The organism is Saccharopolyspora sp. NPDC045941, assembly GCF_056431445.1.
Map to the genome: position 1 here is coordinate 1 of NZ_JBWKKU010000054.1, position 14,235 is coordinate 14,235.

16 protein-coding genes and 2 pseudogenes are annotated in these 14,235 nt (G+C 64.2%); 6 read left to right on the forward strand and 12 right to left on the reverse strand.

Going from position 1 to position 14,235, the window contains the following annotated elements:
* The 3 genes from AC07FN_RS33345 to AC07FN_RS33355 all read right to left on the reverse strand — a co-directional run.
* The coding region (locus AC07FN_RS33345) for a WXG100-like domain-containing protein (RefSeq protein ID WP_478399193.1) at positions 1–533 on the reverse strand (533 nt) is incomplete at its 3' end.
* Between the two features lie 53 nt (positions 534–586).
* Positions 587–1,042, reverse strand: a complete 456-nt coding sequence (locus AC07FN_RS33350) for a hypothetical protein (RefSeq protein ID WP_478399194.1) — start codon at positions 1,040–1,042, stop codon at positions 587–589.
* 358 nt (positions 1,043–1,400) lie between these two features.
* Positions 1,401–1,508 (reverse strand): carbonic anhydrase, encoded by a 108-nt coding sequence (locus AC07FN_RS33355; protein WP_478399195.1) that lies wholly within the window; start codon positions 1,506–1,508, stop codon positions 1,401–1,403.
* 1,356 nt (positions 1,509–2,864) lie between these two features.
* On the opposite strand from AC07FN_RS33355, the gene AC07FN_RS33360 reads away from it, so the two are divergent.
* Positions 2,865–3,062, forward strand: a complete 198-nt coding sequence (locus tag AC07FN_RS33360) for a hypothetical protein (protein ID WP_478399196.1) — start codon at positions 2,865–2,867, stop codon at positions 3,060–3,062.
* A 174-nt stretch (positions 3,063–3,236) separates the two neighbouring features.
* Here the strand turns inward: AC07FN_RS33360 and AC07FN_RS33365 are convergent, their stop codons facing one another.
* The 3 genes from AC07FN_RS33365 to AC07FN_RS33375 form a co-directional block, all read right to left on the reverse strand.
* The gene (locus tag AC07FN_RS33365) at positions 3,237–3,662 is read right to left on the reverse strand and encodes a transposase (protein WP_478399197.1); all 426 of its coding nucleotides are present in this window, start codon (positions 3,660–3,662) and stop codon (positions 3,237–3,239) included.
* Between the two features lie 134 nt (positions 3,663–3,796).
* Entirely contained in the window at positions 3,797–4,066 is a 270-nt protein-coding gene (locus tag AC07FN_RS33370; RefSeq protein WP_478399198.1) for a helix-turn-helix domain-containing protein, read from the reverse strand.
* Between the two features lie 48 nt (positions 4,067–4,114).
* On the reverse strand, positions 4,115–4,315 hold the full coding sequence (locus AC07FN_RS33375) for a helix-turn-helix domain-containing protein (RefSeq protein WP_478399199.1): 201 nt from the start codon (positions 4,313–4,315) through the stop codon (positions 4,115–4,117).
* 139 nt (positions 4,316–4,454) lie between these two features.
* Between AC07FN_RS33375 and AC07FN_RS33380 the strand changes: the two genes are divergently transcribed.
* Together AC07FN_RS33380 and AC07FN_RS33385 are read left to right on the forward strand one after the other, a co-directional pair.
* Positions 4,455–4,652 carry a hypothetical protein gene (locus tag AC07FN_RS33380; protein ID WP_478399200.1) on the forward strand — a complete coding sequence of 66 codons (198 nt, stop codon included), beginning with the start codon at positions 4,455–4,457 and terminating at the stop codon, positions 4,650–4,652.
* A gap of 109 nt (positions 4,653–4,761) precedes the next feature.
* Positions 4,762–5,487: an alpha/beta hydrolase gene (locus AC07FN_RS33385; RefSeq protein ID WP_478399201.1), complete on the forward strand. Its 726-nt coding sequence runs from the start codon at positions 4,762–4,764 to the stop codon at positions 5,485–5,487.
* A 1,322-nt stretch (positions 5,488–6,809) separates the two neighbouring features.
* Here AC07FN_RS33385 and AC07FN_RS33390 read toward each other — a convergent pair.
* The 5 genes and pseudogenes from AC07FN_RS33390 to AC07FN_RS33410 all read right to left on the reverse strand — a co-directional run.
* Positions 6,810–7,067: a carbonic anhydrase gene (locus AC07FN_RS33390; protein ID WP_478399202.1), complete on the reverse strand. Its 258-nt coding sequence runs from the start codon at positions 7,065–7,067 to the stop codon at positions 6,810–6,812.
* A 629-nt stretch (positions 7,068–7,696) separates the two neighbouring features.
* Positions 7,697–8,497 (reverse strand): SDR family NAD(P)-dependent oxidoreductase, encoded by an 801-nt coding sequence (locus AC07FN_RS33395; RefSeq protein WP_478399203.1) that lies wholly within the window; start codon positions 8,495–8,497, stop codon positions 7,697–7,699.
* Between the two features lie 892 nt (positions 8,498–9,389).
* Positions 9,390–9,972 (reverse strand): annotated as a pseudogene (locus AC07FN_RS33400) (glycoside hydrolase family 1 protein); the annotation flags it as partial.
* Positions 9,973–9,979: 7 nt separating this feature from the next.
* A complete protein-coding gene (locus AC07FN_RS33405) occupies positions 9,980–10,942 on the reverse strand; it encodes a carbohydrate ABC transporter permease (RefSeq protein ID WP_478399204.1) in 963 nt (320 codons plus the stop codon).
* A pseudogene (locus tag AC07FN_RS33410) lies at positions 10,864–11,292 on the reverse strand (carbohydrate ABC transporter permease); the annotation flags it as partial. The pseudogene AC07FN_RS33410 and the gene AC07FN_RS33405, both read right to left, overlap by 79 nt.
* Before the next feature lie 118 nt (positions 11,293–11,410).
* On the opposite strand from AC07FN_RS33410, the gene AC07FN_RS33415 reads away from it, so the two are divergent.
* A complete protein-coding gene (locus AC07FN_RS33415; protein WP_478399205.1) occupies positions 11,411–11,551 on the forward strand; it encodes a hypothetical protein in 141 nt (46 codons plus the stop codon).
* Positions 11,552–12,370: 819 nt separating this feature from the next.
* Here the strand turns inward: AC07FN_RS33415 and AC07FN_RS33420 are convergent.
* Positions 12,371–13,267: a DUF6924 domain-containing protein gene (locus AC07FN_RS33420; RefSeq protein WP_478399206.1), complete on the reverse strand. Its 897-nt coding sequence runs from the start codon at positions 13,265–13,267 to the stop codon at positions 12,371–12,373.
* 326 nt (positions 13,268–13,593) lie between these two features.
* Between AC07FN_RS33420 and AC07FN_RS33425 the strand changes: the two genes are divergently transcribed.
* Positions 13,594–13,734, forward strand: a complete 141-nt coding sequence (locus AC07FN_RS33425; RefSeq protein ID WP_358502822.1) for a hypothetical protein — start codon at positions 13,594–13,596, stop codon at positions 13,732–13,734.
* 170 nt (positions 13,735–13,904) lie between these two features.
* Complete coding sequence (locus tag AC07FN_RS33430; protein ID WP_478399207.1) at positions 13,905–14,150, forward strand: tyrosine-type recombinase/integrase; 246 nt, start codon at positions 13,905–13,907, stop codon at positions 14,148–14,150.
* Positions 14,151–14,235 lie beyond the last annotated feature (85 nt).

Consider the following 14,235-nt stretch of genomic DNA (forward strand, 5'->3'; position numbering starts at 1 on the left):
TGGATGATCTGCGCCACCGCGCCCTGCATGACTTCCTGGACACCCTCCATGACCGCGTCGTTGAGCAGCCGCAGCGACCAATGCAGCTTCCCCAGGATGCGGGACGCGGCGATACGGAAAGAGGTGAAAATCGAGGGAACCAACGGCGCCGTGAACGGACTGGCCAACGCCCAGGCGATCGACGAACTGAAAGATATGATCTCGATCAGCATCGCATAAACAGTCAGCTCCACGTCCAACGCAAGATCAACCAAAGCACCCGACAACTGCCCGGCCAGACCCACCAACTGCAACGCCGCAGCAACCAGCTCATCAACACGATTACGGAACGCACGACCAGCACCACCACCAATACTCCGCTCCGCCACCACCCCCAACGACCCCAGAGAATGCCCCATCCCCTCCAACGTCACAGCACTCTCACGCCAGTCCTCCGCCAACGCACGCACCGCCGACACATCAACCCGCGGAGCCTTCTGCCCCACCAGCAGAATCCACAACCCATCCAACGACGGATCAAACTCGATATCCACCAGTCAGCCCCGATCCCACACTCGACCCCACCCACAACCACACAACAACGCGATCACGGACACACTTGCACGAAACTCCTGCCCCGCACTCGTACCTGCACAGTGGTGCAGGGCTCGAAGGTACGCAGGTGATCGGCGACAAGGAGACCTACCCGGGCGGATGCATGCGCGTCCAGGTCGTGGCTCGACAGGCCCAGTCGTAGCCGCAGGTCGCAGTGCTCGGCGACGGACGTCCACGACGGTTCGAGGCCAGCGTGAAGCGTCGGCGGGTAGATGGCGGCGCCGAGCAGGCGCAGGCGGTCGACGAGCTGGCAGACGTTGCCACCCATCTCGGCGATCCGGACCGCGAGCTGCCGGTCACCTGCCGTAGCGGAGATCAGGGCCAGCTCGATGGCAAGCGCCGACAGACCCGCCGCCGGGCCATCGTGCAGCTTTCGTTCGAGCTCGTACCGGTACTCGGCGGTGCCCCGGCTGGGCGCGCGTAACCAGCAGGGCAGCAACCTGCCCAACCCGGTGACCCTACGTACGAATTCAGACATCATGACAGCATCACCCCGGCGACGACCGGGAGAAAGGATGCAAGCCCCGTAAGCGTAGGGAAACCCCTATTCTCCCGTGTACCAAAGGATTGATCCGTACTCGGGTCATGATTGCCAGCTGAGTGTTGGTCAGCGCACACGCGCGGCCTGAGGTTGTGGTTTCGAACCATTTTGGCCTCGCGTAAATTTCCTGGTAGTCGTACTCTGCGATGTGTTGAACGGTTCCCTGGGAGATCCGCGAGCTCACTCGGACGGAGCCTGTGCCCGCTGTGACGCCGCGGTGCGCGTTGCTCAGATAAGCCGTCGGCCCCAAGGCAGGTGCTCAGAGCTAGATCTCGCGCAGCCGACCGGTGGCGTGCCCCACTACCACGACTAGCGGCACGCGCAGGTGCTCGACGGCGTACTCGACGCTGCCGACGATGGTGTCGTCGAGCACCTGCGCGTGCGCTACGAATCACGAAAGGGGCGCCAAGTCCCTCGTCGAAGAAGACACGGCGGTCGTCGACGCACCGGACAGGCGCAACAGGTTCCGGCGGGAGAACGATGATCTGGTCAGCTGCACGGAATCCTGAATACTCCACGGACGAAGGGGTTTCCATCTCCGACCACGAAATGTGGCCGAGCGGTCAGTGTTGACCGCACCATGGTGCCAACGAGAACGGATCAACGTGACGAATCACGCATTTCGTGCAAGTGGAAACAGTGCCTACTGTGCGACGTCGTCTGTCCACGCAGCGGCCCCACCCGCTGAGCAGACCTCCTGTCCGATCCTCGACTCGATCTTGTCCCTAAAGGCAGGCGTGTCGAACCTCCCAGCAGCGCTGGTAGCCGATTTTGCAGCGTCGCAGCCGGCGCCCAGGGCGTGAGGACGAACCACCTCGCAACATCGATTTGTGCGGATCCACCGAGGAATTCATAGGGTGACACCACCTCGATATCGATTGAAGTGGCGGGCGTGAGCGCAGCGAGCGCAGCTCAACGGGGATGACGAGTGTGGAAGCACCAAGGTTTCGACGAACTTCCCGAGACAGGATTCGCGAGAATGATCGACGTGATGCCGGGGCATGGCACCGCCAGCTTCTTCGCAACCTTGTTGAGGCTTCAGGATGACCTGCCACGCAGCCCGCGCTCCTGGACGAACTGCCAACCAGTGTCGCGCTCAGTCGTCTTCCTGGCACTGACCTGCACACGCGGATGTCTCTCTGGTACGCCCCGGCGGTCGGCGTGACAGTGGAAGTCGTTGGACACCCGCTTCGAGCGACTGGAGAACACCACCATGAGGACAGACGTCATCTTCCTCAGCGCCGACCTGTAGATCGCCGGACACCTCTACACTCCGAGGACGCCGCCGGCCCGCGCCCGGCGATAATCGTTGGCCACCCCGGCAGCAGCGCGAAGGAGCAGACGTCCGGCCTGTATGCGCGCCGCCTGGCCGAGCAGGACTTCATCACCCTGGCATTCGACGCGGCCTACCAGGGCGAGAACAAAGGCGAGCCGCACGGCCTGGAGAACCCGGCCCAGCGAGTCGAGGACATCAAGGCCGCAGTCTCGTCCCTCACCACCCAGTCCGAGGTTGTTCCCGACCGCATTGGGACGCTCGGCATCTGCGCCTCCGGCGGGTACGGCGTCGCCGCCATTACGACCGACCACCGCATCGGCGCCGACGGCACGCAGAGTCCCGCCGTTCTACAGGGCATGCTCGACGCGGCCGCTGCGGCGCGCACCACCGAGGCGCGCGGCGACGGTGTCTATGCCTTCAAGACTCTCCCAGACAACCAAGGAAGAGGCCCGCGTGGGCGGACCGAACGTCCTCGGACGCAACGCGGCGACCTCCTGGATGAGCATCGAAGCATTCCAGAAGGTCACGGGCCCGAAGGAACTGCTTGGAATCGAGAAGGCAGTGCACAACGACCTCTATGACAAAAACGAGTACGTCACGCCCACGGTCGCGAAACTGACCGACTTCTTCAAGACGCACCTGGAAAGCTAGCGGCGGCGTTAGTCGCATGAGTTGGTCTCGTCGAGCGCCCCCAGGCTGGACGCTTCCGCTGTGCTGAAAGGGCTGGCATTCAGGGCCAATGGGGCAATGTGTGGGATTCGAGGTAATGGTCTGCCCGCGCAGCGCGTCTTGATTAAAGATCTTTCGGTATTTGGGTGATCTTGGTTAGAGAGAAAGGCCGGTATGATCAAGGAAAGCGAAGCACAGCTCGTAGCTGCTGCCCACCCGCTCCAGGCCGGTCAGCGCGGCAGCCTGGGCCTCGTCCAGAGTGTCCGGGCACAGGTTGGCCAACTCGACCGCTTTCACGTTGCCCCACACCATTTCCATCGGGTTGAGATCATGGGCGTAACCGGGCAGCGGCTCGACGCGCAACCACCGCCGCTGGGTGGCCAGCCATGCCGTCATTTCCGCCGATCGATGTGCGGGCAGCCCGTCCCAGATCAACGTGACGGGTTGATCGTCCAGATGCTCCCGTAGGTCGGTGAGGAACTCGATCAGCGAGGCAGTGTTGTAGGCACCGTGCCTGGTCTGGAACACGAACGTGGCCTGGCTGCGGTCAGGCTGATAGGCCAGCACACCGGCCATAGACATCCGCTTCCAGGAAAATCGGTGTCAACACCGGGGTCTGGCCACGCGGTGCCCAGGTAGCCCTCACCACTGGCAGCAGCGAGAACCCGCTCTCGTCCTGAAAGCAGATTACGGCTCCCCGGCGCCGGGATCTTTTTTTATGCGCGGCCACTCGTTTTCACCCACCTGTTGATGGCCTCATCGTCGCGTTCGATCGAGCGCCGGGCCGGGCGCTGCCTGCTCCAGCCCAGCCGCTCGCGCAGGATCGTCCAGGTCTGGGTGGTCGAGTACCGCACCCCGCTGACCCTTTCGATCACGTCGGCGACCCGTGCCAGCGTCCACATGCCGGTGTTGAACCCGCTTGCCTGCGGTCCCTGGGTGAGCGCGTCCGTCACCTCGGCCACCTGGTCGTCGGACAGCTTGGGCATCCGCCCGGCGCGACCAGCCCCGGCCAATGCCTGCCGGCCACCTGCCGATCAAGCCTGGTGCCACCGGGAAGCGGTCTGCGCCGAGACTCCCAATTCCACCACCACATCGACCTGTCGCTTGCCACGGTCGAACATCGCCGCTGCCCGCATCCGGCGCTCCCGCAACGCCTCAAAATCGCGGCGGGCAGCTACTTTCTTGCCGCCGCGGGATTTGCGGTTTCCGCCTGCTGATCGCGAAGTTTCTGGCACGCCACGATTGTCCTACCAGGCAGAAGGAATCACCCGTAGCGACTCACCCTATTACCGAAAGATCTTTAGTATGAGAAATCGAGTTCGGGTCACGCTCATAGCCGCGGCTGTACTGTCGCTGATAGCTAGCTCGCTGGTGATGACTGCGCAGGTACCTGCCTCGGCTCGGGATGGTGGTAACCCGGTCGCGATCGCCGAGTATGATTTCGGTGACACGGCTTTCACCGATCCCCAGACCGGCACGGTCAGCGAACTGCGTGCAGTAGTGCACTACCCGCGACAGCTCACCGGTCAGTCCCCGCTGATCGTCATGGCGCACGGATCGTGGTGGGCTTGAGACACCCAGGATGCGGACACTTGGCCCTGCCCGGCCGGGCTCGCGCCCATTCCCAAGTTATCGAGGCTATGACTACCTGGGTGCCGCTCTGGCCTCCGCCGGATTCGTCGTGGTGTCGATCAGCGTCGACGGCATCAACCAGACCTCTTTTGATTACGGCGACAGAGCCCGACTGGTCAACGAGCACCTGCGGATGTGGCGGCAGTTGACAACCAGCGGGGCTGGGCCGCTGGCCGGACGGCTCGTCGCCCCGGACACCGGACAGCCGGTAACGCCGGAGTTCACCGGCCACGTCGACATGACTCGCGTCGGCACCCTGGGACATTCACGCGGCGGCAAAGGCGTCATGTGGCAGGCATCGGAAAAGCACCGTGGCGAATGGCCGGCCGGTGTACGAATCGGCGCGGTCCTGGGACTCGCGCCGGTCAAGTTCGACCACCCGGAAGGCGATCACAGCGACACGCTCGTCACCACACTGCCGTTCACGGTGGTCACCAGCGGTTGTGATGGCGCGGTCGGCGAAGCGGGCCAGCAGTACTTGGACGACCTCGCAGGGCGCAACACCGTGACGGACTACTCGGTTTCGCTGCTCAACGCGAACCACAACTACTACAACACGAACTGGACACCGCCGTTCAAATTCGGCGAGGACGATAGTACCTGCCCCGCCCAGGAACTGGCTCCAGCCCAGCAGCGCGACGCGCTCACCGCCTACGTGGTCGCCTTCTACCGCTACGAACTGTACGGCGATCAGAACGGATTGCTCGTACTGACTGGCCAGCGCCCACTGCCGGGAACGACCACGAAGGTGCGCGTGGCGCCTCCGCGTCTGTAACGTCAAGGGGCCGCGAGCCACGCCGATGGCAGGAATCTTCAAATGGTTTCCGCCCGGTTTCTTGAGCTCTCTGGGCGAACGCGCCAACTCGCTGATCAAGATCAGCTGTTCTTCCACATGGCTGCCGAGATCGACGATGGCATGCTCGCCCAAATCGCGGAGGACCTGGACGCCGAAAGAGGGGTGGCGGCAGCGAGAGCGCTGGTCTCGATCGCCGTGGCGAGAAATCTTTCGATCTCGCAGGAAGACCGCCAGACTCTGCGACGAGTGCATGGAATACACGATTGCGACCCCAAGCAGGTCGGCCTGATTGATGCGCGCGCCGCGGATCCGACACCCACGGCCAAGTTCACGTCGATCGGGGCAGAGTTCCGTCCGCGCACGGGTACATCAAGAGACGCGATCGACTCACCGGACGCGAACATCCGGAAGGAAGGCCTCCCCCAACTCGGCCCCCGCCCAAGGCGAGTTGACTGCCGCAGACGCGTGTACCACCAAGTTCATGCCCGTGACGCCACAGGAGCCTCCGCCCACCAAGTTCGCTCCCCTCCAACCTCCCGGCTCGAACTCGCCCGACACCACGAACGCCTGAACGGGCTCGGCCGCGCAAGCCTGCATCGACGCGCATCGCACCGGCGACCTACTTGCAGCACTCACCGCACACTCCGCCACCCCAAGGAAGCACCCAAAGCCGGACGGACGAACCCGTGACCACCACCTCGGCTCACCGACCGATCCTGCCGCGATCTTCACCAACGACGTGGCCTACGCCGATGATGAGGCCTGGCATCAGGTGACTGCGCAGTGAGTACCCAGTCTTCCGCGTGGAGCAGTACGGGTGGCCAGCAGCGTGAGGAATCATGAAGCACACCGACATCGATATGGTGCGCGGCGCCAGGCATCTTCCTGTCCGATACACACGAGCGCGTGTGCCCAGCAAGAGGACGACACCGGAGACAGCACCCTGACGTCGATCTTTTGCACACTGATCAACCAAGGCCGACTCATTTCCGCCGAAAGAATGTGTCCCCGTTTCAGGGACTCGTCGTGGACCTCGCGTGGTGTCCGGTAGTCGAATCCCGAGTGGAGACGTTTCGTATTGTTGTGGATTTCGATATAGCGGACGATGTCGGCCCGTGCGTGTGCTCGTTTTTGGGTACTTGGTTCGGTGGATGCGCTCCACTTTGAGTGCTGCGAAAAACGATTCCGCTTGGGCATTGTCGAAGCAGATCCCGGTTCTGCCGGCCGATTGCCTGAGGTTGTGCTTCTTGAGGGTTTCGCCTCCTCGACCGCACCACACCCGGCGTGCCCCAGCACCACGATCAGCGGCACGCGCCCGCGCTGCGGATCACGAAAAGGTCGCCAAGTCCCTCGTCGGAGACCACCTCGGGCCCAACACACGAGTCGGCGCACGCGATGACACACGCGAACGGATGCTGCTCCGCTACCAGAGACTGCCGCCCTTCGGCCGTCTGGTGCGGATGAGTCGCCCTCCCCTCGTCGAAGCGCGCGTTGCCATCCAGCAGCTGCCGCCACGCGGTTTCGGCACCCGGCAACTCGACCGGCGCGGTCGACGTCACCTGCACCTGCCTTGGCGCACAAGCCGACATCCCGACCGCGGCGACCGTGGATGCACCACTCAGGCGCAACAGGTTCCGGCGGGAGAACGATGATCTGCTCAGCTGCACGGAACCCTGAATACTCTACGGACGAAGGGGTTTTCATCCCTGACCACGAAATCTGGCCGAGCGGTCAGTGTTGATCGCACCATTGTGCCAATAAGAACGGAATAACGAGACAAATCACGCATTTCGAGCAAGTGGATACAGTGTCCGTGCAGCTGCCCCCTCAGCCAAAGCAGACCTCCTATCCGACTCTCTGCGCGAGCTGGTCCCCAAAGGCAGGCGTCCAACACCCCGGCAGCGCCTCCACCCCGGAGATCGCCCGGTCGACGAGGTGCTCCAGGAGCTGGCACACGAACACCACCACTCCCGAACCCGCCCTCACCAGCCGAGGCACCTGACCTTGCCTACCGTGAAGTCACCGACCGCAGCTCCAACGTGCAGTTCGGCGAAATGCGCGGACGGACGCGCGGTTGTCGAGCAGACACCGAAGCCCAGCTGTGGTACGGGAATCCGATTGTTCAGGCGATGTTCGAAGCAGGTGTCGTACTTCCGGGGTGGCGGTCACCCACGACCCCGGAGCGAGATCAAGGAATGAGAGTGGGAGCAACGCCGCCGTCGACCCGCAGGGCCGCACCTGTCGTGGCTGACGCATGCTCGGAGGCGACATAGACGGCGAGGGCGGCTACCTCGTGGGGCCGGATGAGGCGGCCGAGCAGCGAGGTGGACCGCTCCTGCCGAATGAACGCGGCCTCCGCCTCTTCGAAGGAGCCGCCCGGACCGACGCGGTCGGCGATGAATTCCTCCACGCCGGGCGTCAGGGTCGGGCCGGGCAGGATCGAGTTGACCGTCACGCCGGACCCCTTGAGCTCCTGGGCCATTCCGCGGGAGACCGCCAGCTGCGCGGTCTTGGTCATGCCGTAGTGCACCATCTCCGTCGGCGTCATCACCGCCGACTCGCTGCTGACGAACAGCACTCGCCCCCAGCCGCGCTTGGCCATGCGCGGTGCGTAGTGACGTGCCAGGCGCACGCCGCTGAGGACGTTGACGTCGAAGAAACGCCGCCATTCGTCGTCGGTGATCTCGAAGACCGGGGTGGCTGCGAAGATGCCGGCGTTGTTGACCAGGACATCGCAGTCGGGCACGGCGTCGATGAGCTTCCGCGCGCCCTCAGCGGTGGACACGTCCGCAGCCACGGACCGCACGGATTCCGCCGCGGCTCCGGCTTCCTCAGCCACTTGGCGGGCGGCTTCGACCGTGCGCGATTCGTCCCTGCCGTTGACCACCACAGTGGAGCCGGCGCGGGCCGCCGCCACCGCGATGGCCCGCCCGATACCTGCGGTGGAGCCCGTGACGACGGCGGTGCGGCTGGACAGGTCGATCTGCATGATTGCTCCTTCATCTACGGCCCCGGGACGCCCCGTGCGTTGCTCGTGCGCTCCTGCGGGGATCCCCGAAATACTATTTGCAAACGCGTTATAATAACAAACGCTTTATATAGGCCCGAGCGGAGTAAGGTATGTGGCAGCGACCACAAGTGCCTCCGACCGGCGTCGCAAGATTTGGCCACCGGTCCGGCTGACCGCCCCGTTTCCAGAGCGGCGGCAGGGCGGGTACGACTTCGGTGTTCGCGAGTCCTCACTGCTCGGCATGCCCAGCCGACAGGTCGAGCCCAGGCACGGCCGCAGGGCATAGGCTGGCCGACTACCAGTCGACCATCGCGAGCCTCAGCGGCACGGGAGGCGCCCGCGCGGGACGCCGAGGGGACGATGTCGTAGCAGCGGCTTGCTACCGCGCGGAGTGGCTGAACATCATGGGCACGACCGGGCTCGTAGTCCCGCTCCTCTTGCGTTGGCGCGCGACACGTCGCGGTGGCACCGCACCATCCTCATCATGGGTCCTCTACAATCAAGCTCTGCTGATCGAGGTCGAACACGCACGCCGCCTCGGCACCCTGCTGCCACCGCGTGCCGAGGTCAGGTCGAGTGACGTCGCGCGGCCTACCTCGCGGACCCGCAACGACAGCCCTGAGCAGTCTGGACGCGGTCACCACGCCGTTGGTACCCGGTGTCGGAAACGACCACGCCCCCGCAGGAAAGGCGTGAGTCGGACTGTGGCCCGAGACTACCCACTTCTTCAGCGAAGACCCGACGTTAACTCAAGGAGCGACTCGTCAGAGCTCCCTACATCGAGCCGGCCAATGCCGTACTTCGTTGCTGGACCGGCGTTTGCCCCACATGCCAAAGAAAACTCCCCAAACGAACAAACTTAACGAAGTACTACTAGCGCTGTGCCGGGCTCGGCAATTCCTCGCGCGTGCACCCCGTTGCCGTAGCCGAGGAAGGCCGAGCAGAACGGCTCGTTGAGCGTCGTCCAGTCCTGTACTCGATCGCCAAGAGCGCTGTACACCGTCGCCGCGTAATCGGCGAACCGTGCAGCGGTGTCGCGGGCGCGCCATCCCCCTGTGTGTCTTCAAGTGCCTGCGGCAAATCCCAGTGGTAGAGCGTGACCATCGGATCAACGCCCTGGCTGAGCAGGTTGTCCACAAGTCGGTCGTAGAACGCGATTCCCGCTGGTTGCAGCGTCCGGCCGTCCGGCATGACTCGGGGCCAGGACACCGAGAAGCGGTACGTCGGGAAGCCGAGTTCCGCGATCATGGCGACGTCTTCGGGGTAGCGGTGAAAGTGATCGCAGGCCGTCTCCCCCGTGTCACCGTTGACGACCTTGCCCTCCCGGCCGGTGAACGTGTCCCAGATCGACGGTCCACGACCATCTTCCTTCGCACCACCTTCGATCTGGTACGAGGCCGTGGCAACCCCCAGGCAAAGCCCGGTGAGAATGCTAGTTCCTGCCCGTTGGTCATAACCACCTCATCCGCTGACTGAAGCTCGGGTGATTCCGTTCACGATCTGACGTGCCAGCAAGATGAATACGACGATCACGGGCAAAACGCCGAGCGTCGCACCGGTCAGCATCAACGAGTAGTCCAGGAAATACCCGCTCGCCAGCCTCGACATGGCGACCTGAACGGTGGGGCTCTCGTTCGGGTCCAGCACGATCAGTGGCCAGAAGAAATCGTTCCACGCGGCCATGAACGTCACCATGCCCAACACCGCCGCTTGCGGGCGGATCGCAGGGACCGCGACGTGCCAGAACGTTCCCCACAGCGAACAGCCGTCGACTCGTGCCGCATCGACCAGCTCGACGTGCACCGCCTCCTCGCACGCTTGGCGCATCCAGAAGACGCTGAACGCGTTGATCAATCCCTGCACGATCACCGCTTCCAAACGGCCGTACCACCCGAAGTTCCCGACCACCATGTACAACGGGATCACGCCGAGCTGGGCGGGCACCATTACCGTACCGAGCACGACCAGGAACAGGGTGTTCCTCCCCCGGAAGCGCAGTCGAGCAAAAGCGAATCCGGCGAAGCTGGACAGCACGACGGTCGACGCCATGACCGTCCCCGAGACGATCAGCGAGTTCTGTATCGCCAACCAGAAATCCACGGTGTCAAAGACACGTCGGACGTTGTCCAGGAAGTAGCCGCCTGGGATCAGCGGAGGACTCGCCTCGCCGATCGCCGATCCATCACTCGAAGCCACCACGAAGGACCAGTACAGCGGGAAAACCGAAGTCGCGACCACCGCGAAGAGAAAACCGTAGACCAGACCGCCGGGCCGGCGGACCAGCCGACGCCTGCCCGCAGATCCGCGAACCTGCGACGACCGGCCAACAACACTCTCCCCACCGCTCAACCACCTCCCCTGATTAGGCGAACCAGGGCGAAGTTCCCCAACGCGGACAACAGGCGCACGGCGAACAGAACCCATGCGATCGCTGCCGCATACCCAGCGTCGAACAGGCCGAATCCCTTCTCGTACAGGTACATGGTCAACGTCTGGAACTGGCGGTCGTTGCCACCAACGCCCGCGGTCCCCGCCGAGTCGAACAGCTGCAGGCCGCCGATCGTCGACACCACCACGGTGAAGACGATGGTCGGTCGGATTCCCGGGACGGTGATCGACCAGAACGACCGCCACCGCGATGCTCCGTCCAGTGCTGCGGCTTCGTAGAGCTCCCTCGGGACGTTGCGCATTGCCGACAGGTAAAGCAGGGCGTTGTAGCCGGCCCAACGCCACATCACCATGACCGCGATGGCCAAATGGGAGGACCAGCGCTGACCCCGGCGGGCAGGGCTGCGCCAACGCGGTTCGCGCTCCCCTGCCTTGCGGATACACGCTGGTGGTCTGGGAGCCTGGCGCTCCCAAACCGACGGTGATCCAAGGAGAAGCGAGACCATGATCGTGGTAACCGGCATCCTCGACCGCGAATGGCGATACGCCCGTACCGCCGAGGAAATCCGCGACTTGGTGCGCGCGATCCTCGACGAGGAACCGCGCGAGCGGTCCCAGGTCTACGTCTGGAACCGCCCGTTATGAGGCTAGCTCCGCCACCCCGAAGAAACCTACCGGGGATGTCACGCTCGCCTCAGCGGACGTAGACCCACAGCTGGACTCCGCCACCGTTGACAACCCGCTTGTAGCTGCAACCGTGCCAACGCCCTTGGGCCTTACCGTCATTGCAGGCCTTAATAGCGGCACTGGTGCTGGAGTATGATCCAGCGTAGTACGAGGTGGCAGCTGACGCGAGCGGCGTGACAGCAGTCATGGAGGCAATAGCAAACGCGCCGAAGATTGCAAGCTTCTTGAGCATACCCATCCTTTTTTAAAAGGTACTTTTCTGCCGATCTGGCAATGGCACACTACAGTTGCTTAGGGTGGTCAAGTCAACGCTAGGTAAGGGAACTGCCCCTCCGTGCGGAAGCTCCTTCCCGAAGGAGCGCAGCAACGTCTACCGTCATGTGGGGTGCTCTGTTCCCCGCATGAGCAGACGGCGCGCACACGTTGGCCAACCGGCAGGAATCCCCATGCATGGCTCGCTCCTTCTTATCCGCTGGAGTTTCGGTCCGGCTTCCGATGCCGCCGAGACCACGTTATCCGCTGCGCCTGCACACGATCATGGTCGAAGTGACCGTAGTGCAGGCGACTTCAGCACAGCGCGGAGACCCGAACTCCTCTGCACGTCACGGCAAACGGCCAGCTCAGCCGTGCACGCGCCTTCGGACATTCACACCCGCCGCGCCCCGTCCCGAAGAGGCGGTCTCACCACTCACCAACCGACGTCCCGGTGGCACGGCTCTCCTTCGGCGGCCTACGCTTCGTCGTTCCGCCAGTCGCCGATGTCCTGGTTTCCTATCGCTAGGTTGGCCACCATGGTCCCCACGACCTGGGGTCCACCCGGAAGGCGAACCCGGGCTGGTCCGCCAGAGGGACCACGAGGACGCGCTGGCCGGGCTCGCGCATCGTGGTGGCGTCGGCGATCAGCACCACGTCGGAGACCATCTCTTCCTCTTCCGTGTCGCTGTCACGGACCTCCGCCATCACCTGCTCCGGCGTGGCGCCGGCAAAGGCCGGATCGTCCACGAAGTCGACGTAGTCGCTGAAGTCGTCGATCACGTCGTTGTGGCCCCGGCCCGGGCGGCACACGCGCTCGACCAGGGAGGTCCAGGCCGCGTCGTCGGTGAAGTCGGTGCGCACGAGCAGATCGTTCTCTTGGATGAGCTGAGGCAGCTCGCGGGCCGGCCGAGTGCAGCGGGGTGGGGTCTTCAGCGACTCCAGTTCAACTCCCACGGGGTCAAGGCAGAGGTCCTCCTCGTCACGCTCCTTGTCCTCCGTAAGGAGCCACTCCACCTCGGCGGGAGCCGTGTCCGTGAAGTGGTTGATGGTGGAGTCCAGGTTCGGACGGTGCAGCACCAGGTAGGTCATGGCCGCCTGACGCGGAGTGATCCAGAAGGCATAGCCGTCGCTGCCGCAGAAGGCCAGCAGCGGGCGCCAATCCGCATTGCGCACGGTGCGGTCGTCGGTCAGCACGACCAGGTCGGGCACCCAGATCCCGGGCCGCTCCAGGGCCGCGGAGACATCCTCGGAGGTGGCGCCCCGCCACGCGGGATCCTCCGCCACGATCAGGCGCCGGAGAATCGACTCCCGTGCCACCGCATCGGCCGCGTCCGCTTGACCGGACCGGTACATGCCGGGGAGCTCGCCCATGCGCCAGAGCACGTCTTCCCAGACGTCGTCGTCGCTGTCGGTGCGCACCAGCAGGATCCCGGGCACACGGGACTCACCGTCGTCGGGGGGTAAAGGAAGCGGAGGACGCATCAGCAACACCTCATCGAATCGGGGACGAATCCCCGTAGTCCTAGCACCAGGCGACGACAACCCTCGTCGGTGTCGCTTCCGGTGCGCAACTGCAGTCCGCTGTATTCACGCAGGCAGCTGCGCCATTGCTGCTGCCGCACCGACGCGAGGCCCGAAAAACACCGCCCTTACAGGGAACCGTCAGTGCCCTCCTATACCAGCGCCATCCGCATCGGCGACGCGTCCGCGACGCTGAACTCGCGAGTGCACAGAGCACGCCGGGCGTGACCGGTGGTGGAACGTCACTTCAACCCGTCAAAGTCAGCCGCCGCTACCGCATCGACACCGACGCCCGCATCGCCGAGCTGCCCTGCTGGCTGGCGCAGCCCCTCACCGCCCGGCCGGTCTCCTCGACAACACGCTGAATGATCAGCTCTTTCTCGTGATTCTTCCCCACACGAACACAAACACAGGGGATGCGTCAGCCAGCGCGGTTCGGCACCACGACCTGCCACAACTGCGACGGAAGCGATTGGGACGAACGCGAAGACGACCACTGCAACTGGCGGGACACCACCGGCCGACCGCCGCGACCGTGTCGCATCGGCGCCTTCCCTCGCTGACACCGACTTCACTGGGGCCAGCTGCGCGATCCGGCGCAACACCGTTCCTCGCTCACCGGCTGCGCCACACCTACGCCACTCGACTTCGCCAGGGCGGCGCGGATCCCGCCCAGGTTCAGGCATTGCTCGGTCACGCTTCGCTGGACACCTCGTCGCGGTACTTCCGAGCCGGAGCCGCCGAGAAAGCCGCCATCGTCGAGCACATCTTCGAGCAGTAGCTCGTGTGTACCTGGTGACACGATCCTTACCAGCACCCCGTGCGGGCGGGCTCAAACCAAGAGCACAACCGGGCCTCACAAGATC